This window comes from Arthrobacter sp. Dra40, assembly GCF_059091905.1.
Genome location: NZ_JBNHHB010000010.1, coordinates 60,309 through 84,976 on the forward strand (window position 1 = coordinate 60,309; position 24,668 = coordinate 84,976).

The 24,668-nt window shown below is 68.1% G+C and carries 20 protein-coding genes and 1 riboswitch; of the genes, 12 read left to right on the forward strand and 8 right to left on the reverse strand.

Going from position 1 to position 24,668, the window contains the following annotated elements:
• The first annotated feature begins 98 nt into the window (after positions 1-98).
• Positions 99-542, forward strand: coding sequence for a YciI family protein (locus tag AC5RWT_RS07455; RefSeq protein WP_494043810.1), 444 nt, complete (start codon positions 99-101; stop codon positions 540-542).
• Positions 543-643: 101 nt separating this feature from the next.
• Entirely contained in the window at positions 644-1,849 is a 1,206-nt protein-coding gene (locus AC5RWT_RS07460) for an RNA polymerase sigma factor (protein WP_494079778.1), read from the forward strand.
• A gap of 23 nt (positions 1,850-1,872) precedes the next feature.
• Here AC5RWT_RS07460 and AC5RWT_RS07465 read toward each other — a convergent pair whose 3' ends face one another.
• The 3 genes from AC5RWT_RS07465 to AC5RWT_RS07475 are packed head-to-tail and all read right to left on the reverse strand — an operon-like array spanning position 1,873 to position 5,443.
• Positions 1,873-2,769 carry a MaoC family dehydratase gene (locus AC5RWT_RS07465; RefSeq protein WP_494043811.1) on the reverse strand — a complete coding sequence of 299 codons (897 nt, stop codon included), beginning with the start codon at positions 2,767-2,769 and terminating at the stop codon, positions 1,873-1,875.
• Positions 2,766-4,106: a 3-oxoacyl-ACP reductase gene (locus tag AC5RWT_RS07470; RefSeq protein WP_494079742.1), complete on the reverse strand. Its 1,341-nt coding sequence runs from the start codon at positions 4,104-4,106 to the stop codon at positions 2,766-2,768. The genes AC5RWT_RS07465 and AC5RWT_RS07470 overlap by 4 nt, the downstream gene beginning before the upstream one ends.
• On the reverse strand, positions 4,106-5,443 hold the full coding sequence (locus tag AC5RWT_RS07475; protein WP_494079743.1) for an acetyl-CoA C-acetyltransferase: 1,338 nt from the start codon (positions 5,441-5,443) through the stop codon (positions 4,106-4,108). The genes AC5RWT_RS07470 and AC5RWT_RS07475 overlap by 1 nt, the downstream gene beginning before the upstream one ends.
• Positions 5,444-5,522: 79 nt before the next feature.
• Here AC5RWT_RS07475 and AC5RWT_RS07480 point away from each other — a divergent pair, with 79 nt between their 5' ends.
• The 6 genes from AC5RWT_RS07480 to AC5RWT_RS07505 all read left to right on the forward strand — a co-directional run bounded on the left by AC5RWT_RS07480 (position 5,523) and on the right by AC5RWT_RS07505 (position 14,826).
• Entirely contained in the window at positions 5,523-6,290 is a 768-nt protein-coding gene (locus tag AC5RWT_RS07480; protein WP_494079744.1) for a TetR/AcrR family transcriptional regulator, read from the forward strand.
• Between the two features lie 81 nt (positions 6,291-6,371).
• The gene (locus tag AC5RWT_RS07485; protein ID WP_494079745.1) at positions 6,372-8,480 is read left to right on the forward strand and encodes an acyl-CoA dehydrogenase family protein; all 2,109 of its coding nucleotides are present in this window, start codon (positions 6,372-6,374) and stop codon (positions 8,478-8,480) included.
• A 128-nt stretch (positions 8,481-8,608) separates the two neighbouring features.
• On the forward strand, positions 8,609-10,072 hold the full coding sequence (locus AC5RWT_RS07490; protein ID WP_494079746.1) for a DUF3375 domain-containing protein: 1,464 nt from the start codon (positions 8,609-8,611) through the stop codon (positions 10,070-10,072).
• Positions 10,069-10,914, forward strand: a complete 846-nt coding sequence (locus AC5RWT_RS07495) for a DUF4194 domain-containing protein (protein ID WP_494043817.1) — start codon at positions 10,069-10,071, stop codon at positions 10,912-10,914. The genes AC5RWT_RS07490 and AC5RWT_RS07495 overlap by 4 nt, the downstream gene beginning before the upstream one ends.
• Before the next feature lie 2 nt (positions 10,915-10,916).
• The gene (locus AC5RWT_RS07500) at positions 10,917-14,243 is read left to right on the forward strand and encodes an ATP-binding protein (RefSeq protein WP_494079747.1); all 3,327 of its coding nucleotides are present in this window, start codon (positions 10,917-10,919) and stop codon (positions 14,241-14,243) included.
• A gap of 136 nt (positions 14,244-14,379) precedes the next feature.
• Positions 14,380-14,826, forward strand: a complete 447-nt coding sequence (locus AC5RWT_RS07505) for a protein-tyrosine phosphatase family protein (protein ID WP_494043819.1) — start codon at positions 14,380-14,382, stop codon at positions 14,824-14,826.
• Here AC5RWT_RS07505 and glgA read toward each other — a convergent pair.
• Positions 14,805-16,001, reverse strand: coding sequence for a glycogen synthase (gene glgA / locus AC5RWT_RS07510; RefSeq protein WP_494079748.1), 1,197 nt, complete (start codon positions 15,999-16,001; stop codon positions 14,805-14,807). The genes AC5RWT_RS07505 and glgA overlap by 22 nt on opposite strands.
• Positions 16,002-16,106: 105 nt before the next feature.
• Between glgA and glgC the strand changes: the two genes are divergently transcribed.
• From glgC to AC5RWT_RS07530, 4 genes are all read left to right on the forward strand, one after another.
• The gene (gene glgC / locus AC5RWT_RS07515) at positions 16,107-17,393 is read left to right on the forward strand and encodes a glucose-1-phosphate adenylyltransferase (RefSeq protein WP_494043821.1); all 1,287 of its coding nucleotides are present in this window, start codon (positions 16,107-16,109) and stop codon (positions 17,391-17,393) included.
• 114 nt (positions 17,394-17,507) lie between these two features.
• On the forward strand, positions 17,508-18,521 hold the full coding sequence (locus AC5RWT_RS07520) for a YeiH family protein (RefSeq protein WP_494079779.1): 1,014 nt from the start codon (positions 17,508-17,510) through the stop codon (positions 18,519-18,521).
• 43 nt (positions 18,522-18,564) lie between these two features.
• A complete protein-coding gene (pepN, locus tag AC5RWT_RS07525; RefSeq protein ID WP_494079749.1) occupies positions 18,565-21,192 on the forward strand; it encodes an aminopeptidase N in 2,628 nt (875 codons plus the stop codon).
• Between the two features lie 111 nt (positions 21,193-21,303).
• The gene (locus tag AC5RWT_RS07530) at positions 21,304-21,954 is read left to right on the forward strand and encodes a dihydrofolate reductase family protein (protein ID WP_494079750.1); all 651 of its coding nucleotides are present in this window, start codon (positions 21,304-21,306) and stop codon (positions 21,952-21,954) included.
• A 37-nt stretch (positions 21,955-21,991) separates the two neighbouring features.
• Here AC5RWT_RS07530 and lplAB read toward each other — a convergent pair whose 3' ends face one another.
• The 4 genes from lplAB to arr all read right to left on the reverse strand — a co-directional run bounded on the left by lplAB (position 21,992) and on the right by arr (position 24,651).
• Positions 21,992-23,053, reverse strand: coding sequence for a lipoate-protein ligase LplAB (gene lplAB, locus AC5RWT_RS07535; protein ID WP_494079751.1), 1,062 nt, complete (start codon positions 23,051-23,053; stop codon positions 21,992-21,994).
• 343 nt (positions 23,054-23,396) lie between these two features.
• Positions 23,397-23,732 carry a DMT family transporter gene (locus AC5RWT_RS07540; protein WP_494079752.1) on the reverse strand — a complete coding sequence of 112 codons (336 nt, stop codon included), beginning with the start codon at positions 23,730-23,732 and terminating at the stop codon, positions 23,397-23,399.
• Between the two features lie 12 nt (positions 23,733-23,744).
• Entirely contained in the window at positions 23,745-24,059 is a 315-nt protein-coding gene (locus AC5RWT_RS07545; protein WP_494079753.1) for a DMT family transporter, read from the reverse strand.
• A 10-nt stretch (positions 24,060-24,069) separates the two neighbouring features.
• Positions 24,070-24,135, reverse strand: a riboswitch (guanidine-III (ykkC-III) riboswitch).
• Positions 24,136-24,222: 87 nt separating this feature from the next.
• Positions 24,223-24,651, reverse strand: coding sequence for an NAD(+)--rifampin ADP-ribosyltransferase (gene arr / locus AC5RWT_RS07550; RefSeq protein ID WP_494079754.1), 429 nt, complete (start codon positions 24,649-24,651; stop codon positions 24,223-24,225).
• Positions 24,652-24,668: the final 17 nt, after the last annotated feature.

A 24,668-nucleotide genomic window follows, 5' to 3' on the forward strand; every position in this document is an offset into this window, starting at 1 on the left:
CCCGAAAAAGTTTTCCGCCTGTGTCGATATCCATGTTCGCCGTTCGACGGCATAGTGGAAGGCGCACACCGCGCCCTCGGACACAGAAGGAGACAACCGTGAAGTACATGTTCATCATGCGGTCCACCGACGAAGCCCTCGAGGCATCCAAGGCCATGCCGTTTGAAGAAATGATCAACAAGATGGGCGCCTACAACGAGTCCATGATCAACGCCGGCATCATGCTCGGCGGTGATGGCCTGGCCGACCTGTCCGACGGGACGTCCTTCGTCGTCGACTTCTCGGAAGATCCGCCGATTGTCACCGACGGCCCTTACGGCGAAACCCATGAGCTGTTCAACGGCTTTTGGATCGTCCAGGTGGCTTCCAAGGAAGAAGCTGCGGAGTGGGCCAGCCGCTGTCCGCTGGGCCCCGGCTCCAAGCTGGAGGTGCGCCGCGTGACCGAGGCGGCAGATTTCGCCGAGTTCTCCGACAACGAGTACATCAAGAAGGAAGAAGGCTGGCGCGAACAAGAGGCGAAGCTGCGCGCGGAGAACGCGTAGCCCCCGCGCAGCGGGAGGGGTCAGCCGTGGCGGGGACAGATGCGGAGCGGGCAGCGGCGCCGGGGACGGACGCGGAGCGGGCAGCGGCAGTCAGGCGCCGGCTGGATGCCGTGTGGCGCATCGAAGGTGCCCGGATCGTCGCCGCGCTGGCCCGGGCCACGGGTGACGTCGGCTTTGCCGAGGACATGGCGCAGGAAGCCGTCGCCGATGCCCTGCTCCAATGGCCGGACACCGGCCTGCCGCGCAATCCTGCCGCCTGGCTGACCACTGTGTCCAAGCGCAAGGCGATCGACGCCTGGCGCCGGGCCGAACGCCTCGACGACCGCTACCAGCTGCTGGCCCGCGGGCTGCAGGACGAGGCCGCCACTTCCTGGGACCCGGTGCCGGACGACGTGCTCCGGCTGGTCTTCACCGCCTGCCATCCGGTGCTCTCCCGGGAGGCCCAAGTGTCCTTGACCCTGCGGATCGTGGGCGGTCTGTCCAGCGAGGAAATCGCCAGACTGTTCGTGCTCCCCGTGGCAACGGTCCAGCAGCGCATTGTGCGCGCCAAGAAGACGCTGGCCGCGGCGAAAGTCCCCTTCGACGTCCCGGAACCGAACGAATGGGGGCCGCGGTTGGGCGGTGTCCTCCGGGTCATCTACCTGATGTTCACCGAAGGCTATGCGGCTACCTCCGGGGAACGCTGGATCCGGCCGGATCTGGCCGGCGAAGCCCTGCGGATCGGCCGGGTGCTGGTTTCGCTGGTGCCGCGGGAACCCGAGGCGCACGCGCTGGTCGCCCTGATGGAACTCCAGGCCGCGCGGTTCGGCGCCCGCACCCGGCCCGACGGCACCCCCGTGCTGCTGGCCGACCAAGACCGCACCCGCTGGGACCGCGCGCAGATAGGACGCGGTCGCGCGGCCCTGGCCCGGGCCGACGGGCTGGGCCGCGGCCGCGGGAATTACGCGCTGCAGGCCGCCATTGCCGAGTGCCATGCGGTGGCGCCCAGCGTCGACCGGACCGACTGGGCACAGGTCGTGCTGCTCTATGAGGCGCTCGGCCGGATTGCGCCCAGCCCGGTGGTCGAGCTCAATCGGGCGGCGGCCGTGTCCATGGCAACCGGGCCCGCGACAGCGCTGGCCATCGTGGACGATTTGGTCGCGGCGGGGGCGCTGCGCGGATCGCATCTGCTGCCCAGCGTCCGGGCCGAGCTCTTGGCCAGGCTCGGCAGGCCGGACGAGGCACGGGCCGAGTTCGCCGCCGCAGCCGCCTTGGCCAAGAACGACCGGGAACGCGACGTGTTGGAACGCAAGGCGGCTGCCACCTGAACCGGGGCTGCCGGGGTCCTGTGCTACCCCGCGAGGGTGTTGACGCTGCCCGTGAAGTGGAGCCGGTGGCTGCGCTCACCCCAGCCGGTGAACTCGGACGCTTCCCACGATCCGTCCCGTTCCGTGTCATGGATTCGGACGGCCACCGTGGCGGGCAGGAAGACCGGAGCAGCGAAGTCAATGCGCCACCTGAACGGTTCGCTGGCCGTGGCTTCCACACTGGTCAGGACCCGGGAGGCCAGGTACATGCCGTGGGCGATGGACCGCTTGAGTCCCAGCATCTTGGCCGACACCGCGCTCAAGTGGATGGGGTTGAAGTCACCGGATACACCGGCGTACTCGCGGCCGGCTTCGGGACCGAGGCGCCATCGCGCAGTCGGCTGCGGCGGGGTGAAATCGGTGCGCTCCGGCTTCAATGCCTTGTCCAGGCCAGGCAGGTAGACCGCCTTGGCCAGATAGTCCGATACGCCTTCCCACACGGTTTCGCCCCCGGCCTCGATCCGGGTATGCAGTTCCACCTGGGTGCCGGCATGGTGGCCGCGCAGGCCTTCGGCCCAGGCCGTCACGGTCAACGGCTCGGCGAAGTGGACCGGCCGCAGGTGGTTCACCCGGTTGGCCAGATGCACCATGCCGAGCAGCGGAAGCGGGAAGTCCGGCCGCGTCATCACGCTCATCGCCACGGGAAAGGCAACCGAGTGCAGGAACACCGAGGGCAAGGTGTCCCGCACAGTGCCGTGCATCAGTTGCTGGAAGCTGCTGACCCGCTCCGGGGCGATGTGCACGCCGTCGACGGTATGCCGCGCCGCCGGGAGTTGCTCGGTCTGCTGGCCGACGCCCAGCTTGTGCCGCGCCGCTGTAGAAGCAGCTGTGAGATAGAGCCGCGAGAGCGTGGGCATCTCCCCCAGGATGACCTCGCTCATGCGCCGACCATGCTCTGGCCGCAGACGCGCAGCGTCTGACCATTGATCCCGCCCGCGGCATCGCTGGCCAGGAAGGAGACCGCTTCGGCGACGTCCAGCGGCCTGCCGCCCTGCTGCAGCGAGGACAGCCTGCGTGCCACTTCGCGGGTCAGGAACGGCATCCGGGCGGTCATGTCCGTCTCGATAAAGCCAGGAGCGACGGCATTGATGCTGCCGCCGGCGTCCGCAAAGGCGGCCGCCGACGCGCGGACCATGCCGATGATGCCGGCCTTGGAGGCGGCGTAGTTGGTCTGCCCGCGGTTGCCCGCAATCCCGCTGGTGGAGGCCAGCGACACCACCCGTGGTGCTTCGCGCAGGGCGCCCGACGCCAGCAGCTGCTCGTTCATCCTCAGTTGCGAGGAGAGATTGACCGCGATCACCGCGTCCCATTTCGCCTGGTCCATGTTGGCAAGCAGCTTGTCCCTGGTGATGCCGGCATTGTGCACCACGATGTCCAGCCCGTGGTTCCGCTCCGCGGCATGGGCGGCGATCTTCGCGCCCGCGTCCGGCGCGGTGATGTCCAATTGCAGGGCGGTGGCGCCGACCCGATTGGCGACCGCGGCCAGCTGCTCGCCGGCCGCGGGGACGTCGACGGCAATGATCCGGGCACCGTCGCGGTGCAGGGTCTCGGCGATCGCTGCGCCGATGCCGCGGGCGGCACCGGTAACGACGGCGACCTTGCCCGCCAGCGGACGGTCCGGGTCCGCCGGCGTCGAGGCCGCGCCGGAGCCCACCAGCAGGAACTGCCCGTTGACGTAGGCGCTCCGACCGGAGAGCAGGAAGCGCAGGGCCCCGAGGACGGCCGGCGCACCGGCATCCACGCCCTCGGCCAGCACAATCCCGTTGCCGGTGGCACCGCCGCGCAGCTCATGGGCCAGCGACCGCAAGGCCCCGTCCACCGCCTGCCGGGCCGCGGCCTGGGCGGGCTGTCCGGTGCCGGTCGCGGGGCGGGAGATCGTGACGATCCGGCCGCCGGGAGCCAGGTCCCTGAGGCTGGCCCCGGCGGCCAGCATCGGATCCGCCAGTTCTTCCGGCGAGGCCAGTTCGTCGAGCACCAGCACCATGCCGCCCAGCCGTTCCCTCGGCGCCACATGCCGTCGGACATCCAGATCCCAGCCGAGCAGTTCCTTGGCCAGGACGTCGGCGCCGGACCCGGAGCCGAGCACCAAGACGGGACCGGGCAGCAGCGGAGCGCCCGGCCGGTAGCGCCGCAGCACGGCAGGCTGGGGCAGTCCCAGCTTTTTGGCGAGACTCTTCACGGGCCCGGCGTTAACCAAGTCCAGGTAGCGGTCGGCCATTAGTTTGCCTCCAGAATAGCCACCACGCCCATGCCGCCGGCGGCGCATACGGAGATCAGACCGCGGGTGGGGCCAGACTCGGCGTCGGCCTTTTCGCGCAGCATCTTAGCGAGGGTGGCGACCAGCCGGCCACCGGTCGCGGCGAAGGGATGTCCGGTCGCCAGCGACGAACCGTTGACGTTCAGGCGGGTCCGGTCGATGGCGCCCAACGGCTTCTGCAGGCCCAGCTTGTTGCGGCAGAACTCCTCGCTTTCCCAGGCCGCCAAATGGCACAGCACCGTGCCGGCAAAGGCTTCGTGGATCTCAAAGAAATCGAAATCCGCAAAGGTCAAACCCTGCCGAGCCAACAGCCGCGGAACGGCGTAGGCGGGGGCCATCAACAAGCCTTCCTTGCCGTGCACAAAATCCACTGCTGCCGCCTCGGCGTCGACCACTTCGGCCAACACCGGCAGGTCATTGCTCCGGGCATACTCCTCCGAACCGATCAGCACCGCGGAGGCACCGTCGGTCAGCGGTGTGGAGTTTCCGGCAGTCATGGTCGCTTCAGCGCCCAAATTCTTGCCGAAGACCGGCTGCAGCTTGGCCAGCTTCTCCAGCGTGGTGTCGGCCCGCAGGTTGGAGTCCTTGGCGAGGCCGCGGTAAGGCGTCATCAGGTCGTCGAAGAACCCGCGCTCATAGGCGGCCGCCAGGTTGCGGTGGCTGGCAAGGGCCAGCTCGTCCTGCGCCTCGCGGGTGACGTTCCACGCCGCGGTGGTCAGCGCTTGGTGCTCGCCCATGGACAGCCCGGTCCGCGGCTCGGCGGTATCCGGCGCGTTGGGTGCCAGGTCCTTGGGCCGCAGCTTGGCCAGGGTGGTCAGCTTTTGCTGCACGGACTTGGCGCGGTGCAGTTCCAGCAGCACCGCCCGGAGCCCCTCGCTCACGGCAATCGGCGCATCGGAGGCAGAATCGACGCCGCCGGCGATGGCGGAATCGATCTGCCCCAGCTTGATCTTGTTGGCCAGGCCCATCACTGTTTCCAGCCCGGTGGCGCACGCCTGCTGCAGATCATAGGCGGGCGTTTCCGGCGACAGCGCGGATCCAATGACCGCTTCACGGGTGAGGTTGAAATCGCGCGAGTGCTTCAGCACGGCGCCGGCGGCCACCTCGCCGATCCGTTCATCCTGCAGCCCGAAGCGGGCCACCAGCCCGTCCAAGGCGGCGGTCAGCATGTCTTGGTTGCTGGCCTGGGTGTAGGCCCCGTTGGCGCGGGCAAACGGGATGCGGTTGCCGCCGATAATGACTGCCTTGCGCAGAACATTGGCGGGGCGTGTGCCGGTGGCGTCAGGTGAAGCGGCCATGAAGGCTCTCCTCGTGAATCGGGTGCAGGGCGAACGAAGTCTGTTACCGTAACCAAGCGTACCTGATACGCTGGGTAACGTGAATAGCGCCACAGTCCGCCCTGCGGTTCCACTGCCTGGGCCCGACGGCCGCTCCGCCCGCTGGGACCGCCACCGGACCGAACGCCGCCGGGAACTGATCCGCGCCGCCCGCCACGCCGTGCACCGGCTGGGCCCCGACGCTTCGATGGAGGACATCGCGGCGGCCGCCGGAACCTCCAAGCCCGTTTTTTACCGGTACTTTGGTGACAAAGCCGGGCTGCAGCAGGCCATGGGCGAAGTGGTCATCGGCCGCATGCAGGCCCGGCTGCAGGAGGCCGCCGCCAGCGCGACCACGCCGCAGGAAGGCCTCCACGCCATGGTCTCGGTCTACCTGCAGATGGCGGAATCCTCGCCGCACGTCTATGCGTTCGTCACCCGGGACGGCCCCTTTGATCCATCGGTTCCGCAGCAACTGCACGGCGAGCCGGCGCCGGCCGACGCTGCCCCGGAGAACGGCAGTTCGGCGGTGCTTCATGATTTCTTCGCCAACGTGACGGCGATGATCGAGGCCCCGCTGCGCGGCCACCTGAGCGCCTCCGCGGACAGCGCCATGGAACTGGCCGCGGCTTCCTACTGGCCGCGGGCCGCCATCGGCATGGTGCGTGCTGCCGGCGAACGCTGGCTGGCCGCACCCGATGACGGCAGCAAACCAAGCCCGGAGCTGATGACCAGCCTGCTCACCCAATGGCTCCTCTACGGAGTCGCACCCAGCCGTGCGGACCCGGGAGCAGGTTTCGGGCCGCCCGCCCAGGCCGGCAGCGCCTGAGTTCGCCACGCTGCCGCCGACGCTTTCGCAGCAGCCGCTTCTGACCATCCGACCTACTCGTGACGACTGAAGGAACAACCGATGACGTATCCCCCCACTGCCGAAACCCCGGAACCGGTCGAAGACAGCGGCGCTACCGTTAACGTGGCCGGGCTCGGCGAGGTCCTGCTGGGTCGCTGGGCCGAGATCCGCAAGGCCGCGCGCGACCTCGCCGGCCGGCCGGAAATCCACCGGATCGACGGCCTGCCGATGGAGGAGCACCGCGAACGGGTGGTGGGTCAGTTGAAGTACCTGGTGGATGCCGGGACGGTCCACCGTGCGTTCCCCCGGCGGCTGGGCGGCGAGGACAATCATGGCGGCAACATCGCCGGCTTCGAGGAACTGGTCACCGCCGACCCCTCGCTGCAGATCAAGGCCGGCGTCCAGTGGGGCCTGTTCGGGGCAGCCGTGCTGCACCTGGGCACCACCGAACACCACGACCGGTGGCTGCCGGACATCATGAGCCTGAAGACTCCCGGCGCCTTCGCCATGACCGAGACCGGCCACGGCTCGGACGTTGCCAGCATCGCCACCACCGCCACGTACGAACCGGAGACGCAGGAATTCATCATTCACACCCCGTTCCGCGCCGCGTGGAAGGACTACCTGGGCAACGCCGCCAATGACGGTTTGGCCGCCGTGGTGTTCGCCCACCTGATCACCCATGGCGTGGACCATGGAGTGCACGCGTTCTACGTCCCCCTTCGCGACGAGCAGCGCAATTTCCTACCCGGCATCGGCGGCGAGGACGACGGCTACAAGGGCGGCCTGAACGGCATCGACAACGGCCGGCTGCACTTCGACCAGGTCCGCGTTCCGCGCACCAACTTGCTGAACCGGTACGGCGATGTGGCGGAGGACGGCACCTACTCCTCCCCCATCGCCAGCCCCGGCCGCCGCTTCTTCACCATGCTGGGAACCCTGGTGCAGGGCCGGGTCTCGCTGGACGGCGCCGCGGTGGCCGCCAGCAAGGTGGCGCTGGCCATCGCCGTCCGTTACGCCACCGAACGGCGGCAGTTCAACGCTTCCTCGGACACGGCAGAAGAGGTGCTGCTGGACTACCAGCGCCACCAGCGCCGGCTGCTGCCCCGGCTGGCCACCACCTACGCCGCGTCATTCGCGCACGAACAGCTGCTGCAGAAGTTCGATGACGTCTTCTCCGGCGCCCATGACACCGACGAGGACCGGCAGGATTTGGAAACCCTGGCGGCGGCGCTCAAGTCGCTCAGCACCTGGCACGCCCTGGACACGCTGCAGGAGTGCCGCGAGGCGACCGGCGGCGCCGGCTTCCTGGCCGAGAACCGGTTCGCCGCCCTGCGCGCCGATCTGGACATCTACGCCACCTTCGAAGGTGACAACACGGTGCTGCTGCAACTGGTGGCCAAGCGCCTGCTGGCGGACTACGCCAATGAATTCCGCCATGCCGACTTCGGCGTGATGGCCCGCTGGGTGGCCCACCAGGCGGCCGACGTCACCCTGCACCGCACCGGGCTGCGCCAGGTGGCCCAGACCTTCGCGGACAGCGGATCGGAGCGCAAGAGCGCCAATTACCTCAAGGATCCGGAAACCCAGCGCCAGCTGCTCACCGACCGGGTCTCCACCATGGTGGCGGGCATCGGCGGCGCGTTGCGCAACGCCACCAGGCTTCCGCAAAAGGAGGCCGCGGCGCTGTTCAACGAACACCAGCACGAGCTGATCGAGGCGGCCCGCGCGCACGCCGAACTGCTGCAGTGGGAAGCCTTCACCGCCGCACTCAACCAGATCGACGACCACGGCACCCGGCAGGTGCTGACCTGGCTGCGCGACCTGTTCGGGCTGTCACTGGTGGAGAAGAACCTGGGCTGGTACCTGATGTACGGCCGGCTGTCGGCGCAACGCGGCCGTATCCTCGGTACCTACATCAACCGCCTGCTGTCCCGGCTGCGCCCGCACGCCCGCGACCTGGTGGATGCCTTCGGCTACGGCCCGGAGCACCTGCGCGCGAAGATCGCCAGCGGCGCGGAGCAGGAACGCCAGGACGAAGCCATGGCCTATGCCCGCTCCCGGCGCGCCAGCGGCCAGGCCCCAATGGACGAAAAGGTACTTATCGCGCGCAAGAAGGCCGCGGACAAGCTCAGCCAGAAGCGGCAGAAACTGGAAGCCAAGGGCTAGGACAACGACGGCGGGGCTCCCCCAGGCGACACGGCTCGCCTTGGCGGGGCCCCGCCGTCGTGAGCGGAGCCGGACCAGCTAAGATTTTCTGGGCCCGATACTCCCTTCCGCGGGCGGAAAGCACTTCCATGTCCTTCACCCAGAATGCCCTTGCCCGCTGGCAGGAGCTGCAGGCGCTGGCCGCCACGCCCGGCCTCAAGCTCGCCTCCGCCAGCCCGTGGGTGCCGGCGCTGTTCAGGACCGCTTTCACCCGTTCCCGGCCGCAGTTGCCGCTAGAGGAGTTTCACCGCAGCACCGACTCGTTCCTGGCTGAGCTGCGCCGGGCCGGGGTGGAACTGCGCGCGGACTGGTCAGCCCGCCAGTACGCCGATGACTGGGTGGCCCGCCGCTACCTGTCCCGGCTGCGCGAGGACGGCCGGTTCGTCTACGAACCCACCGAGACCACCGTGCGGTTTTTGGAGTACCTGGACGGCTTGACCGGGACTTCCTCGTCGCTGAACAGCTCCCGCCTGGCCACACTGCTCACCCGCGTTGAAGCGCTGGCGCATGAGACCGATCCCGATCCCGAGGCCCGGATCGCCGTGCTGCAGGCCGAGATCGACCAGCGGCAGGAAAAGATCCGCGCGCTGGAAGCCGGCGAAGCACCGGCGTCGTTGCCCGACGCCACGGCGGTGGAGGCCGCCCGCGATGTTTTGGCGCTGGCTGCCGGCCTGCCGGCCGATTTCAAGCGGATGCGCGACGGCCTCGAGCTGATGCTGCACACGCTGCGCGCGGAGATCGTGGAGTCGAACGCCACCAAGGGCATCACCATGGGCGAGGTCCTCGAGGCCGACAAGCGGCTGCGCGGCACCAGCGAAGGCCGGACGTACGAGAGCTTCACGGCCTTTTTGAACGACGAGGAGCAGCAGCAGCGCTTCCGACAGGCCATCGCCGAGGTGCTCGAGCGGGACTTCGCCGACGCGCTGGATGCCGAGGACCGGCGGGCACTGCAGCGGCTCATGCCCCAGCTGCGGGCGCAATCGGCGGAGATCCACCGTATCTACGGGCGGCTCTCGGAGAGCATGCACACCTTTGTGCAGTCGGACGACGTCCGCGAATCGATCCAGCTGCGGCAGGCCATCCGTGCCGCCGAGGCAGCCATCCTTAAGTCCCGGCGCAGCTTGCCGGGCCGCCGTGCCGTGATCCCCGCGCCCGAGCTCTTCGGCTCCGGCTTCGAATCGGTGAGCATGGTCCGGCTCTATGACCCGCAGGACCATCAGCCCCCGGCCAAGCTGCCGGCACCGCCGGCGTTCACCGAAGCGGACATTCACCGTGCGGTCCGCACGCCGCAGGCGGACGCAGCGGTCCTCTCCCACACCGTGCGCACCGCCGTCGAGGCCCGCGGGACGGCTCCTCTGTCCGCGGTCTACGCCCAGTTGGAACCGGAGCACCGACACCTGAACAGCCTGCGTTGGCTGCTGCAGCGTGCCTTGAATTCCGGTGGCACCTTGGACCCGCAGGCGACCGACACAGTGACCCTGATCCAGATCGACGGCAGCGAACGCACCGCGGTGCTGCCCGCCGTTACCTTCACGAAAGCTGCAGAATCATGAACGAGATGACCGAGGTCCGCGTTGAACCCGGCGGAAGTTTGGACGACGGCGTCCCGGTGGACGAAGCGACGGAGCTTCGAGAACCGGGGGCGGAGCGTCAGGAACCAGGGCTGGACGACGGGACCGGGCCTGAAGAACCGGACGAGCTTGAAGACCCGGCCGAGCAGGAAGCGCCTGCCCGGGACGAGGTCCGCGACGGGCCCGAATTGTTCGACGGCGATACGGGCACCCTGCCGTTGAAGCTGCGCCAAGCCCTGATCAGGCTGCTGCGCGGCCCTTATCTGGACGCCGGCTCCTCGGACCGGGTCTACGACACCGTGGTGGAAAACCGGCGGATCCTCGCTTCCCGGCTCAGCGAGCTGTTCCTGCAACTGGTCATCGACGACGACCGAAAGGTCGCCATGCTGCGCCCGGTCCCGATGGCCGAGCCACACACCACTGCCCTGCAACGCCAGCGGGACATGACCAGGGAAGAGACGCTGCTGCTGCTGCGCATGCGCCTGGTGCAGGATCGGCACGCCGGCACCGGAACCGAGCCGCTGATCAGCCGCGCCGACGTCATCGAAGTACTGCAGGACTACGTGGATCCGGAACAGCGCGATGCCAAGCACGTGGAGGATCTGGCCGACGCCTCCATCCGCAAGCTGGCCAACGAGCGCCGCCTGCTGCAGGCAACCGAGCTTCCGGATGTGTGGGTCATTTCGCCGGCTCTGCCACTGGCCCTGCCTTTCGAGAACATCGGCGACATCCCGGCGGTGATCGGCTCGCTGGCCGGCGACAACCTACCAGCGGACGGTGCACCGGAGACGGATCAGTTGGCTTTCGACGGCGGAGAGGCCTGAGCATGAGCATTGAGACAATCCTGCCGATGGACGGGCTGCTCAACCCGGGCCAGCACCGACTGACGTCCGTGCAGTTGGTCAACTGGGGCACCTTCGACGGCGCCCACACCATCCGGGTGGACCGCGCGGGCACGCTGTTGACGGGCGGCTCCGGCGTCGGCAAATCCACCATCTTCGACGGCATGCTGCAGGTACTGGACGCCCGGCCCAAGATGAACGAGGCCGCGCAGACCAACTCCGGCCAAGCATCCGAGGAACGGCGCACCGCGTTCAGCTACATGCGCGGGCGGCTGGGTGCCACGCCGGCCGACGGCGATGATTCCCAGACCGCCACGTTCTACCAGCGTCCGGGCGCCATCTGGTCGTCGGTCTGCCTGACCTTCGACAATGCCCTGGGCCAGACCACCAGCCTCGCCGTGATGCTGGACCTCCCGATGAACGGCACAGAACACAACGTGGGCCGTTTCTACGTCCTGCACAACAAGCCGCTGGACATCCCCCGGCTGGAGTCCGGCATGGCGGGCCGCTTCAGCAAGACCTCGCTGGAGTCGCTGCTGCCCGGCAGCCAGGTCTTCGATTCGCACAAGGCCTTCGCGGAACGGTTCCGGCAGGCACTGGGCATCGACCAGGAGAAAGCGTTCGGACTGCTGCGCACGCTGCAGACCGGCAAGGGGCTGGGCGGCACCGTCAACGATTTCTTCCGCAACCACGTGCTGGACACTCCGCGGACGCTGGCCGCCGCCGAAGAGGCCGTGCAGGACTTCAGCCACCTGCGCAGCATCCGGCGGCAGCTGGAACGCGTCCGGCAGCAGCGGGATCTGCTGGCTCCCGTGCCCCGGCTGCACCAGCAACTGCGCCAGACGCAGTCGCAGCTGGATCGCAACATCGTCTTGGCCGACGTCGCGCTGCCGCTCTACCGGCGCCGGCTGGCCCTCGAGTGCCAGGACCGGCAGATCGACCTGCTGGAGGCGGAGGCGGCCACCGCGGCACAGGAGTTGGCGGCGACTGAAGCTGCACGCGCCGCACTCAAGCAGCAGGCGGCACAGCTGACCGCACGGTACGGCAGCGAGGGCGGCGCCGCCGTCGCCACTTTGGAGCGGGAGCTGGCTGCAGCCCAGTCCGAGCTGCGGGCCCGCCAGTCGGTCGAATATTCTTTCCGGGCCGAAGCGGAGACCGCGGGCCTCGACGCCGATTTCAGCCCGGGCGGAATGGCGGCAGCGCGCAGCCGTGCCGCGGTGCTGGTCAAGGAACTGCTCACCGAGGCCGAATCCGTCCGCGAACGCAGCAACGACGCGCAAGGCGAGGCCTGGAGCCTTAAGGGACAGATCAAGGCGCTGGAGCAGGAAATCGAGTCCTTCCGCCGCCGCAGCAGCAACATCCGCCCGGAGAGCCTGGAACGCCGACGGCAGATCTGCGCCGCGACCGGCATCCCGGAAGAAGAACTGCCCTTTGCCGGCGAGCTGATCGATCTTGACCCCGGCGAAGCCCGCTGGCGGCCGGCAGCCGAACGTGCGCTGCGCTCCCTGGCTTCGGCGCTGCTGGTGCCGGGCGAGCGGATGAATGCCGTCACGCGGTATTTGAACGAGCACAATATCCGCGGCTTCCTGCGGATTATCGATGTCAGTGCTCCACTGGAGGGCAAGTCCGAGGCCGACACGGACGATCTGGTCACTAAGCTGGTCACCAAGGACACCGCGATGGGCCAGTGGGTCCGGCGCAAGATCACGGCGCATTACGACTATGTCTGTGTGGTGGAGCCGGAGCAGTTGGCCGGGGTCCCCCGCGGCGTGACCTTGGGCGGCGCGGTCAAGCGCAGCAGCAGCACCACCGAGAAGGACGACCGGCACACCGGGGCCTCGGACCACTTGCTGGGCTTCGACAACCAGGACAAGATCGCCGCACTCGCCACCCGGCTGCTGGAACTTCGGGACACCTACGGCACGGCCGATTCCGAGTCTGCCGAACGTGCCCGGGAACAGCAGGACCTCGGCCGGCGGCTGGCCGCGGCCAAGGCAATTGCTGCCGACACCCGAAGCTGGGAGGAAATCTCCACTGATGCACACGCCGCAGCAGTGGCTGCGGCGGTAGAACGGCTGGAGCAGGCCCGGGACGCCAACACGGACCTGGAGCAGCTGCGGTTTGAACTGGAGACGGCCGAGCTGGACCTCACGGCGGCGACCGAGAAGATCGGGGTTCTCAAGGGCGAAGCCGCCCGACTGGCCGCCGGGCTGGCTGCCGCGCGGCACCGCCGCGACGGTCTGGCTGGGGAGGGCGAATCGGCCGGGCAGCTGACCGAGGAACTGGCGTCCGAACTTGACGCATTGTTCGCCCCGCATGGCGACGTAACCGATCTGGAGTTGCTCAGCGAGGTCAGCACCAGGGTGGAACGCGAACTGCTGACGTCCCGCGGCACGCTGGAGCGGGCCAAACTGGAGGCTGGCAACCAGCTGGTGAAGATCTTCGAGGCCTACAACCGGCAGTGGGGGTCGGACTACGGGACCTCGTTGGACGCAGCCGCCGACTATGAGTCCCGCTACCACGACATTGTGGGTGAGGGCCTGCCGCAGCGGGAGGCAGAGTTCCGCGAGTACTTCAACAACCGCACCTACGAACGCTTCAGCGACCTGCTCCAGCTGTTGGACGAAGAACGCCGCAGCATTGCGTCGCGGCTACAGCCGCTGAATCAGATCCTGCGGCGGGTCAACTACCACGCGGACAGCCACCTGCAGATCGAGATTGCCAACGCCGTCCCGGACGCTTCGCACAAGTTCCGGACCGACCTGAAGAACGCGCTCCCGGTGATGGGCCGGCGGCAGACCGGCGATGACATGGACGCCCGCTACCTCGCCCTGGACCGCATCGTGGAGCGGCTCGCTTCGGAGGACGACCGCCGCTGGCGTGCCGAGGTTTTGGACGTGCGGTCGCACGTGGACATCACCTGCACCAACCGGCTGGCGGACGGCCGCGCCTACACCAATCTGCAGGCCAGCCTGATGTCCGGTGGCGAGGGCCAGCGCTTCACCGCCTTCATCATGGCCTCGGCGCTGGCCTACCAGCTCGGCATCGCCGGTCAGGGCTTCAGCACCTTCGGCACGGTCATGATGGACGAGGCGTTCGTGAAGTCGTCGCTGGCCTTCGCCGAGGCCAGCATCAATGCGCTCCACGAGTTCGGTTTCCAGCTGCTCTTGGCGGCTCCGGAGGACAAGGTGGACCTGGCACGCTTCCTCGGCTCCGTCACGGAAGTCCTGCGCGACGAGTCCGCCAACCGCTCCGGCATCCTGGAACGCGGCCGTTCGCTCGCCCGTCCGGTGGACATCGTCCTGCGCTGAACCTTGCCGGCCGGCATCGCCGGAACGACGACGGCGGCGCCGCCAGCCTTAACGCCTTCTTGATACCCGGGAGGAGACGCCAATCTCGCCTGTGGCCCGGCTCCCGGATGTGTCGCTGGAGGACTAAAGTTCTGCCATGGGAACGCCGTGGGATCCCGCACTTCCAGGCGTGCTGCGGCTGCCGTCGGGGCGGCTGGTACGCGGACGGGCCTTGCTCAAGCCGATGCCCGCGGGCCCGCTGCCGGAGTTCGCCCTCTACCTGAAGCACGGGCCACCGCCGCCCACCGACTGGGAACAGCGTTGGGTGCGCTGGCGCGATCTTGGGCTGCCGGATGATTTCCACGACGCCGCTGCCGCCTTCCGCGAGGCGTGGCTCCGGGCGGCGGATGAGCGGGTGGAGGTGGCCTGTTTCGGCGGACGCGGGCGGACCGGCACGACTTTGGCCTGCATGGCCATCCTGGACGGCGTCCCGCGGAGCGAAGCCGTCGAATACGTCAGGGCGCGCTACCGGCCGGGCGCCGTCGAGACTCCGTGGCAGCGGCGGTACGTGCGCCGCTTCCCTCAGCCCAGCACGCTGCGGTAGACCTCCAGGGTTTTGCCGGCGATAGAGTCCCAGGAGAAGTGCTCCTTGGCGCGCCGGCGGCCGGCCTCGCCCTGTCGGCGCGCCGCGGCCGGATCGGCGAGAGTCCGGTTCAAGGCCGCGGCGAAATCGCGCACGAACTGTTCCTCATCCAGCGGGGTTCCCGTCCCGTCGGCAGCCTGTTCCAACGGAACCAGGGCACCGGTGACGCCGTCGTCGACCACCTCCGGGATGCCGCCGGTGGCGCTGGCCACTACCGGCGCTCCGCAGGCCATCGCCTCCAGGTTCACGATGCCCAGCGGCTCGTAGATGGACGGGCAGGCGAAGACGGTCGCGTGGCTAAGCACCTGGATCAGTTCGGCGCGCGGGAGCATCCGCTCGATCACCACGACGCCGTCCCGGGTTTCGCGCAGGCCGGTGATCAGGGCATTGACCTGGGCCGCCAGTTCCGGGGTGTCGGCGGCGCCGGCGCAGAGCACCAACTGTACCTCCGGCGGCAGCAGTGCAGCAGCGCGCAGCAGGTACGGCACGCCCTTCTGCCGGGTGATCCGCCCCACGAAGACCACGCTGGGCCGGTCCGGGTCGATGCCCAGGGCGCGCACGCCGTCGTCGTTAAGATCCGGTTTCCACTGCTGCACATCCACGCCGTTGTGGACCACCTGCACCCGCGCGGGATCCACGTTCGGGTAGCAGCGCAGGATGTCCTTGCGCATCCCGGCCGACACCGCGATGACGGCGGCCGCCGCTTCGTAGGCGGTGCGCTCCGCCCAGGAGGAGAGGCGGTAGCCGCCGCCCAACTGCTCGGCCTTCCAGGGACGCAATGGCTCCAGCGAGTGTGCGCTCAACACGTGCGGCACATTGTGCAGCAGCGAGCCCAGATGCCCTGCCATGTTGGCGTACCACGTGTGTGAATGGATCAGCTCCGCACCGGCGAAGCCATCCAGCATCTGCAGGTCGACGCCGAGGGTCTGCACGGCCGGGTTGGCCTCCGCCAGTCCGGCCGGAACCGCATAACTGCTGACCGTCGCGCCGTGGAAGTCGGACGGCCGTTCAGCCCCGAAGGCATGCACGTGCAGATCCAGCCGTCCGGCCAGCACACGGCTGAGTTCGGCAACATGCACACCGGCCCCGCCGTAGATCTCCGGTGGGAATTCTTTTGTCACAATATCTACGCGCACGAAACCTAACGTAGTGCACGCCGGGGGCTTCCTCTAGTGTGAGGATGGAGGGGGATGTCACGTTTCGGTCCGAAACGGCCGTGGCGACTGTGAAGGGGGAAAAACATGGCACAGAAGAAGGTGCTGGCCGTTGTACTCGCCGGCGGCGAGGGAAAGCGGCTGATGCCGCTCACCGCGGACCGGGCCAAACCGGCGGTGCCGTTCGCCGGCAGCTACCGGCTGATCGACTTTGCACTGTCCAACCTGGTGAATTCCGGCTACCGGCAGATCGTGGTGCTGACCCAGTACAAGTCGCACAGCCTCGACCGGCACATTTCGGAAACTTGGCGGATGGCCTCGCAGCTGGGCAACTACGTGGCCTCGGTTCCGGCGCAGCAACGGCGCGGCAAGAGCTGGTTCCTGGGCAGCGCCAATGCGATCTATCAGTCGCTGAACCTGATCCACGATGCCAGGCCGGACATCGTCGTAGTGGTCGGCGCGGACCACGTCTACCGGATGGACTTCTCCCAGATGGTAGAGGAGCACATCGCTTCCGGCGCGCCCGCCAGCGTGGCCGCAGTACGCCAGCCGCTCGCGCTGGCCAATCAGTTCGGTGTCATCGAATCGGAACCGGATGCACCGACCAAGATCCGTGCGTTCGTCGAGAAGCCGGCGACCACCGCCGGGCTGGCCGACGATCCGCACAGTTTCCTGGCTTCCATGGGCAACTACGTCTTCAACACCGATGCCCTGCTGAAGGCGTTGGAAGCCGACGCCGAGCGGCTGGACACCGACCACGACATGGGCGGCGACATCATCCCCTATTTCGTGGAACGCGGCGAGGCGGCGGTCTACGATTTCACCGCCAACGCTATTCCCGGCTCCACCGGGGCCGACCAGCAGTATTGGCGCGACGTCGGCACACTGGATTCGTACTACGAGGCGCACATGGACCTGATCAGTCCGCTGCCGGCCTTCAACCTGTACAACCTGCAGTGGCCGATCTACACGAGGCAGTCCGTCTCGCCCCCGGCCAAGCTGGTCCGCGGGATGAGCGGCACTGCGGGAACGGCCCACGACTCCCTGCTCTCCCAGGGCGTGGTTGTTTCGGGGGCAGAGGTCACCGAATCCGTGCTCGCGACCGACGTCTTCGTTGCCGAAGGCGCCCAGGTCCATGGCAGTGTCCTGATGGACAACGTGACGGTGGGCGAAGGCGCCGTGGTCCGGAGAGCCATCCTGGACAAGAACGTCCACGTCCCGGCCGGAGCCACGATCGGGGTGGACCCGGAACTGGACCGCGCGCGCGGCTTCACGGTCACCGATTCCGGTTTGACGGTGCTGAGCAAAGACGAACGCGTACTGCTCACGGCCAGGACCGACGCCGAATCGGCTCACAAGTCTGCAGGATTGTAAGTCGCACCACAACGCCGGAGCTTTGTGACCGCAAACCAGCCGCCCGAGACCGGGAGAGTCCGGAACCCACCCGAGGCGCAGCCGGCCGGCTCGCGGTCCCGCCTCGAACGCCGGATGCGTCGTGCCGGACCGGGAATTGTGCTGGCGGCAACGGCCGTCGTCGTTTCCTTTGCCCTGCACTGGCTGGTGCCCGCGATCCCGGTGATGACCTTCGCCGTCGTCCTGGGGATCGTGGCCGCCAACGTGCCGCCGACGGCCGCGTGGACCGGCGGCGCGGGCCAACCAGGCCTGGCCTTCTGCGCCCGGACGCTGATGCGCGCCGGGATCGTGCTGCTCGGTGCCCGGCTGGCACTGTCGGACCTGGCAGAGCTGGGCTGGTTCGCGCTGGTGCTGGTGGTGCTGGTGCTGCTGCTCGCGTTTGCCGGAACCTACCTGCTGGCGCGTTGGCACCGCCTGCCCGGAGACCAGCCGGTGCTGTTGGCCGCCGGCTTCGCCATTTGCGGGGCTTCGGCCATTGGCGCCATCGCCGCCGCCCGCGGCAGCCGCCCGCAGGACAGCCTGATGCCCGTCGCCCTGGTCACGCTGTGCGGCACCCTGGCCATCGGGGTGCTGCCGGCTGTCATGGCCCTCACCGGCATGCCGGCGGAGGTCTTCGGCTTCTGGGCCGGCGCGTCGGTGCACGATGTTGGACAGGTGGTGGCCACGGCGCAAAGCGCGGGCACAGCGGCGCTGACCATCGCCGTCGTCGTGAAGCTGGCGCGTGTGGTGATGCTCGCGCCGCTGGCGGCCGCCGTCGCGGTACACCGGCGCCGCACGGCCACAACGCCCCGTGCCATGGGGGCCGGCTCGACGGGTAAACAACCGCCGGTGGTGCCGCTGTTCATCCTCGGGTTCCTGGCGTTGGTGCTGCTGCGCAGTACGGGATGGCTGCCGCAGCCTGTGCTGGACGGCACCGCCCTCGTGCAGGAGATCATGCTGGCCGCTGCCCTGTTCGGTCTGGGGTCTGCGGTCCGTCTGCGCGAACTGCTCCGTTCCTCGCTGCCGGCCATCTCCACCGCGCTGCTGTCCTGGCTGCTGATCGCCGGGCTGGGGCTCGGCGCGGCCTGGCTGGCCATGGCCGGAGGCTGACGCGCAGCACCCCTCCCGGCCGCCGCATGGTTAAATGGGCCGGATGACGAACCAGAACCTCAGCCGCGACGAAGCGGCGGCCCGGTCAGCCATCCTGCGGGTGGAAAGCTATGAGGTCTCGCTGGACCTGCGCGGCGCCGAGGACCAGAACGAGCCGGGCTTCATCTCCAAAACCGTCATCACCTTCGGCTGCAGCGAGCCGGGCTCCACCGTGTTCGCGGATTTCATCCACGGCGGCGTCCACTCCGTGCTGCTCAATGGGCGTCCGCTGGATCCGGCCGAGGTGGTGGACGGATCGCGCATCCTGCTGCCCGGGCTGGAAGCGCAGAACCAGGCCATCATTACCGGCACCGCGCTGTACAGCAGCAGTGGCGAAGGCCTGCACCGCTTTCTTGATCCCGCCGACGGGAAAACCTACCTCTACACCCAGTACGAACCGGCCGATGCCCGGCGGGTGTTTGCCAATTTCGAACAGCCCGATCTGAAGGCCTCCTTCACCTTCCACATTGCCGCGCCGGACGCTTGGACGGTCGCCTCAAACGCCGCCGTGGCCTCCACGGAGCCGATGGCCTCCACGCCCGGCCACTCGGTCCGCCGCTTCCAGCCGACCCAGCGCATCTCCACCTACATCACCACCGTCTTGGCCGGGCCGTACCACGCCGCTAGCGACAGCTGGCGCCGTCCGCTGCCCGACGGGGGCGGACTGCAGGTGCCGCTCGGGGCCTACTGTCGCGCCTCGCTGGCCGACTCCTTCGACCCGGACCAGATCTTCGCCGTCACCAAGGCCGGCCTCGATTTCTTCCACGACCTCTTCGACTACCCGTACCCGTTCGGCAAGTACGAGCAGGCGTTCGTCCCCGAGTACAACCTCGGCGCCATGGAGAATCCCGGACTGGTCACCTTCACCGAGGCCTACGTCTTCTCTTCCCGCGCCACCGATGCGCAATACCAGGCCCGGGCCAACACCATCCTGCACGAGATGGCGCACATGTGGTTCGGTGACCTGGTCACCATGAAGTGGTGGGACGACCTCTGGTTGAAAGAGTCGTTCGCCGACTACATGGGCGCCCTAGCCTCGGCCGAGGCCACGCAGTGGAGCAACGCGTGGATCACCTTCGCCAACCGGCGCAAGGGCTGGGCCTACGTGCAGGACCAGCTGCCCACCACCCACCCCATCGTCGCCGACATCCGCGACCTGGAGGCGGCCAAGCAGAACTTCGACGGCATCACCTATGCGAAGGGCGCCTCGGTGCTCAAGCAGTTGGTGGCCTACGTCGGCTTCGACTCGTTCATCGGCGCCTCGCGCCGCTACTTCCGCGAACATGCCTACGGCAACACGTCGCTGGCCGACTTCCTCAGCGCCCTGAGCGCGGCCTCCGGCCGGGACATGGAGCAGTGGGCGCGCCAGTGGCTGCAGACCGCCGGCATCTCCACCATGGCCTTGGACCTGAGGCACGACGGCGGGGCGATCGCCTCTGCCACCATCGTCCAGGATGCGGTGGATCCGGTGACGGACGAACCGGCGCACCGCCCGCACCGCGTGCGGCTGGGGTTCTACAACCCAAATTCCTCCGGCCGGTTGCTCCGAACGGACCAGCTGGAGCTGGACGTGGCCGGTCCCCGCACGGACCTGCCCCAACTGGCCGGCAGGGACCAGCCGGCGCTGCTGCTGCTCAACGACGATGATCTGACCTACGCCAAGGTGGTCTTCGACCAGCGCTCACTGCGGACGGTGCTGTCTTCGCTGGACCGGCTCAGCGATCCGCTGGCCAGGGCCCTGTGCTGGTCCAGCCTCTGGAACATGACACGCGACGGGCTGCTCCCGGCCGCGGAGTATGTGGAGGCCGTGCAGCGCTTTGCCCCCGCCGAGTCCGAGAACAGTGTGCTGCAGGTGGTTTTGGACTGCGCCAAGACGGCCATGGACCGGTACGCACCGGCAGCCGGCCGACCGGCACTCCAGGAAGCTTTCGTCGCCGCGGCGCGGCGGCAGATGGAGGCCGCGGAGCCGGGCAGCGACCAGCAACTGACCTGGGCGAGGTCGCTGGCGGCTGTCTCCCGTGCCGTGGACAGCCAGGCCCCGTTCCTGCGCGACGTGGTGCTGGGCAAGGTGGTGCTGGACGGGTTGGCCGTGGACACGGATCTGCGGTGGCGGTTCTGGCAGGCGCTGGCCGCCACCGGACACGCTTCGGTGGCCGAGCTCGATGCGGCGCTGGAGGGAGACCGGACAGTCGCTGCGCGGGCCGGCCACCTCGCCGCCTTGACTGCCCGGCCGGTCCCGGAGGTCAAGGCCGAAGCGTGGCGCACGGCGGTGCACACTGATGCGCTCTCGAACCAGCTCCTGGACGCCACGATCGACGGTTTCGGTCAGGGGCCGCGGGAGCTGCTCAGCGGCTATGTGGAACCCTACTTCGCGGAACTCGTCCGGATCTGGTCGACCAAGAGCATCGAGATCGCGGCCCGGCTGGTCCGCGGACTCTACCCGGGCGGCCAGGACCTCGCCGCCGGTCAGGCACCCACCGAGCACCCCGTCGTCGTCCGCACCGATGCCTGGCTGGACGGCAACAGCGATGCACCCGCCGCGCTGCGCCGCATCGTCATCGAGCAGCGCGACCACTTGGTCCGGGCGCTTCGCGCCCAGCAGGTGGTCACCCCGGCGGAGAGCCGCGGCTGAACCGGTAGCTCCGTTCGGGCAGTTCCGCACACTCCCGCGTTGCACTACACTGTCAATTTCCCGGGGCCCCGGTCGCGCTTGGCATTCCGGGCTTCAGTGGCAGGAGGATCAATGCCCAAGCTGCGCGTGCACAATTTCGCCGTCTCCCTGGACGGCTATGCCGCCGGCCCCCACCAGTCCTTGGAAAACCCGCTGGGAGTGGGCGGCGAACAGCTGCACGAGTGGATCTTCCAGACCGAGGCCGGCAAACGGATGCTCGGCGAAACCGGCGGCGTAACGGGGCCCGACAACGACTTTGTCCTCGCCGGCGAGGGCGGCATCGGCGCCACCATCATGGGCCGGAACATGTTCGGACCGGCCCGGCGGGACCAGGAGCCCCCGGAGTGGAAGGGCTGGTGGGGCGATGATCCGCCCTTCCACCACCCGGTCTTCGTGCTGACCCATCACGCGCAACCGCCCATCGGCATGGCTGGCGGGACTGTCTTCCACTTCGTCGACGACGGGATCGAGTCGGCGCTGCGTCAAGCCACCGCCGCCGCGCAAGGGCAGGACATCCGGCTCGGCGGCGGAGCCTCCACGGTCAACCAGTACCTGCGCGCCGGTCTGGTGGACGAGTTGCATCTGGCCATCGTCCCGGTCCTGCTGGGCAGCGGTGAGCGGCTTTTCGAGGGTCTTGATGCCGCCGCCCTGGGCTATGAGTGCGTCCAATCCGTGGCTTCCGCCGCAGTGTCGCACGCGGTGGTGGCCAAGAAGGCACGCTGAGCGCCCAGCTGTGGCGGTCGAAGCTACCGGCGGCCCGCTACGGCACCCGGTGCAGCCACTCGTCCGTGGCGAACTTGGTGTCCACGAGTTCGCGGGCCATGGCCAGTTCTTCGTCCGAGAATCCGCTGTCCACGGCGGCGTAGCGGTCCTTAAAGGTCTGGATCATCACGGCGATGATCTCTTCCCGGCTCAGGCCGGTCTGCCGGCGCAGCGGGTCAACGCGCTTCTTGGCGCTGGTGATGCCCTTATCGGAGATTTTCTCCTTGCCGATCCGCAGCACGTCAGTCATCTTGTCCGCGTCGATGTCGTAGGACATGGTCACGTGGTGGAGCATCCCGCCATTGGCCAACCGCTTCTGTGCAGCGCCGCCAATCTTGCCCTCCGGCGTCGCGATGTCGTTGAGCGGCTGGTAGAACGCCTTGATGCCGACCTTCTCCAGTGAGGCCATCACCCATGCGTCGAGGTACGCATAGGAGGCCTCAAAGCTCTGCCCGTCCACCAAGGTCTGCGGCAGGTACAGCGAGTAGGTGATGGCGTTGCCCCGTTCCATGAACATCGCACCGCCGCCGCTGATCCGGCGCACCACGGTGATGCCGTGGCGTTCCGCCCCATCCGGGTCCACCTCATTGCGCACGGATTGGAAGCTGCCGATCACCACCGAGGGAGCCTCCCACTCCCAGAACCGGAGCGTCGGCGGCCGCTTTCCGGCGCCTACTTGGCGGGTCAGCACCTCGTCCATCGCCACATGCATGTGCGTGGGCAGCGGAGTGGGCTCAATCACCTGCCACTGGTGGTCCAGCCATCCGGTGGCCTTGTTCAGGGCCCGGCGCACGGCGACGGCAACGGCGTCGGCGGAGAAGCCGAACAGCTGGGCGTCGGGCCGCAGCGCTGCGGTAATGGCCGCGGCGTAGCTGGTGTGGCTGCTTTCGGTGCTCATGCCGTCCAGCGCCGCGTTGATGTCCGCCAGCGCTTCATCCGGTTCCAGGAAGAAGTCCCCGCTGACCGACGGCCGGAGGATCTTTTGGTCCGCCACGTCGAAATCAACAACTACAAGCTTGCCGCCCTGGACCTTGTACTCTCCGTGGCGATGGTCGGACATACACGCTCTCCTTGGTCAGGCGGGATGGGCCGGGTTGCCGCCGCCGGGTCGGCAGGCGGTGGTTGGGGGCCACCACAGTCTTATCACGACCCCGCGGCCTCCTGCCGCCGCCTCCCGCCGTCGTGCCTCCCGCCTCCCGCCTCCCGCCTCCTGCAGCCCTCGGCGCTTCCCCAAGAGGTTCAGCTTTCTCCCAGCCGCTGCCGGGGCTGTGCCCAGAAGCCTGCCGTAGTGTCATAGACACCTCATCACGGTGCGAGTGAAAGAGGGACCGGACGTGCCCGGTCCAAGCGCCGGCGGGTATGGAGTATTTCCCCCGACTTCTCCATTACCTGCCGGCGCTTTTTCACGCCTTCTCGCCGCCCCCGCCGTCAACGAGCTTGAGGCCGATGACGCAGCCGATGATGCCCGCGACGAACAGCAGCTTCAGCAGGTTCGCCGGCTCTCCCCCGGAAAGCATGGAGTACGCCACGGTGAGCGCCGCCCCCGTTCCGGTCCAGACCGCGTAGGCGGTGCCCAGCGGGATGCCGCGCATGGCGTAGCTTAACCCCAACATGCTCAGGGTCAGTGCCACGAAGAACACGACCGTGGGCACCGGCTGGCTGAAACCGTCCGACATGCTTAACGCGGTGGCCCACACGGCTTCCAGGACTGCGCTGACCAGCAAAACGATCCAATGCATGCGAACCCCCCGTTAACCGATCGCCTTGAGGCCGACGACGCAGCCGATGATGCCCACCAGCAGGGCAACCCGGATCAGCGAGACCTTCTCGGCCCCGGTGACCATGGCGACCGCAGCCGTCAGCACCGCGCCGATGCCAACCCAGACCGCGTAGGCGGTCCCCACCGGTATGGCGGTCATGGCGTAGGCCAGGCCGGCCATGCTCAACGCCATGGCCACAACGAAAATGATGGACGGCCACAGCCGGCGGAAGTTTTTGGATGCGCCCAGCGCCGTGGCCCACACAGCTTCCAGGACGCCGGACAGGATGAGAATGACCCATTCCACGATTGATTCCTCTGGCCAGTCTTGTCGCGCACCGGGTACTGAACCGTCGTCCGGAGACCTAGGAAAGAGGTCTTGAGCTTCAAACTAGCAAAGCTCGACGCCGAGGCGCAGCTTTGGTGGCCGACCTCACCAGCGCGCCGGCCGGGTGCGGTCGGCCGGCGGATCACTCGTTGATTGCTTCGACACCTTGCCGCTTGAGTTCTTCCAAGTGATTGCGCATATTCTGCAGCAGCTCGGGAGGATGGGGTTCCCAGTCCAGGACCTCTTCGATGATGCGCAGCGGTTCCTTGGTGCGGTAGGACCTGGTGGGGTTGCCCTGGAACCGCTGGTCCGTCAGGTTGGGATCGTCTTCAATCGGGCCGGTGGGCTCTACGCGGTAGATTCTTCCCGGTCCCTCCCCCACTCCAAGTTCGGCTCCCCAGGTTGCGGCGTCCAGGGTTGCGGTGAGGTAGACGAAGTTCGCCTTCGTCCGCGCCCCGTAGTTCGAGCTGTAGCCCGGTTCCAACAAGTCGCCCGGCGCCAAGTCAGCTTTCGTACCGTGATAGAACGGGCCGGGGTCGCAGGTCCCGGCCGGTGTCGGTTCGTTGTGCATTCATCATCTCCTCGCCG

Excerpts from the sequence above, each read along its gene's own strand:
- AC5RWT_RS07465 (WP_494043811.1), bottom strand. The coding sequence starts at position 2,769 with ATGAGCGAGGTCATCCTGGGGGAGATGCCCACGCTCTCGCGGCTCTAT.
- AC5RWT_RS07470 (WP_494079742.1), bottom strand. The coding sequence starts at position 4,106 with ATGGCCGACCGCTACCTGGACTTGGTTAACGCCGGGCCCGTGAAGAGT.
- AC5RWT_RS07475 (WP_494079743.1), bottom strand. The coding sequence starts at position 5,443 with ATGGCCGCTTCACCTGACGCCACCGGCACACGCCCCGCCAATGTTCTG.
- AC5RWT_RS07485 (WP_494079745.1), top strand. The coding sequence starts at position 6,372 with ATGACGTATCCCCCCACTGCCGAAACCCCGGAACCGGTCGAAGACAGC.
- AC5RWT_RS07490 (WP_494079746.1), top strand. The coding sequence starts at position 8,609 with ATGTCCTTCACCCAGAATGCCCTTGCCCGCTGGCAGGAGCTGCAGGCG.
- AC5RWT_RS07495 (WP_494043817.1), top strand. The coding sequence starts at position 10,069 with ATGAACGAGATGACCGAGGTCCGCGTTGAACCCGGCGGAAGTTTGGAC.
- AC5RWT_RS07500 (WP_494079747.1), top strand. The coding sequence starts at position 10,917 with ATGAGCATTGAGACAATCCTGCCGATGGACGGGCTGCTCAACCCGGGC.
- AC5RWT_RS07505 (WP_494043819.1), top strand. The coding sequence starts at position 14,380 with ATGGGAACGCCGTGGGATCCCGCACTTCCAGGCGTGCTGCGGCTGCCG.
- glgC (WP_494043821.1), top strand. The coding sequence starts at position 16,107 with ATGGCACAGAAGAAGGTGCTGGCCGTTGTACTCGCCGGCGGCGAGGGA.
- AC5RWT_RS07520 (WP_494079779.1), top strand. The coding sequence starts at position 17,508 with ATGCGTCGTGCCGGACCGGGAATTGTGCTGGCGGCAACGGCCGTCGTC.
- pepN (WP_494079749.1), top strand. The coding sequence starts at position 18,565 with ATGACGAACCAGAACCTCAGCCGCGACGAAGCGGCGGCCCGGTCAGCC.
- AC5RWT_RS07530 (WP_494079750.1), top strand. The coding sequence starts at position 21,304 with ATGCCCAAGCTGCGCGTGCACAATTTCGCCGTCTCCCTGGACGGCTAT.
- lplAB (WP_494079751.1), bottom strand. The coding sequence starts at position 23,053 with ATGTCCGACCATCGCCACGGAGAGTACAAGGTCCAGGGCGGCAAGCTT.
- AC5RWT_RS07540 (WP_494079752.1), bottom strand. The coding sequence starts at position 23,732 with ATGCATTGGATCGTTTTGCTGGTCAGCGCAGTCCTGGAAGCCGTGTGG.
- arr (WP_494079754.1), bottom strand. The coding sequence starts at position 24,651 with ATGCACAACGAACCGACACCGGCCGGGACCTGCGACCCCGGCCCGTTC.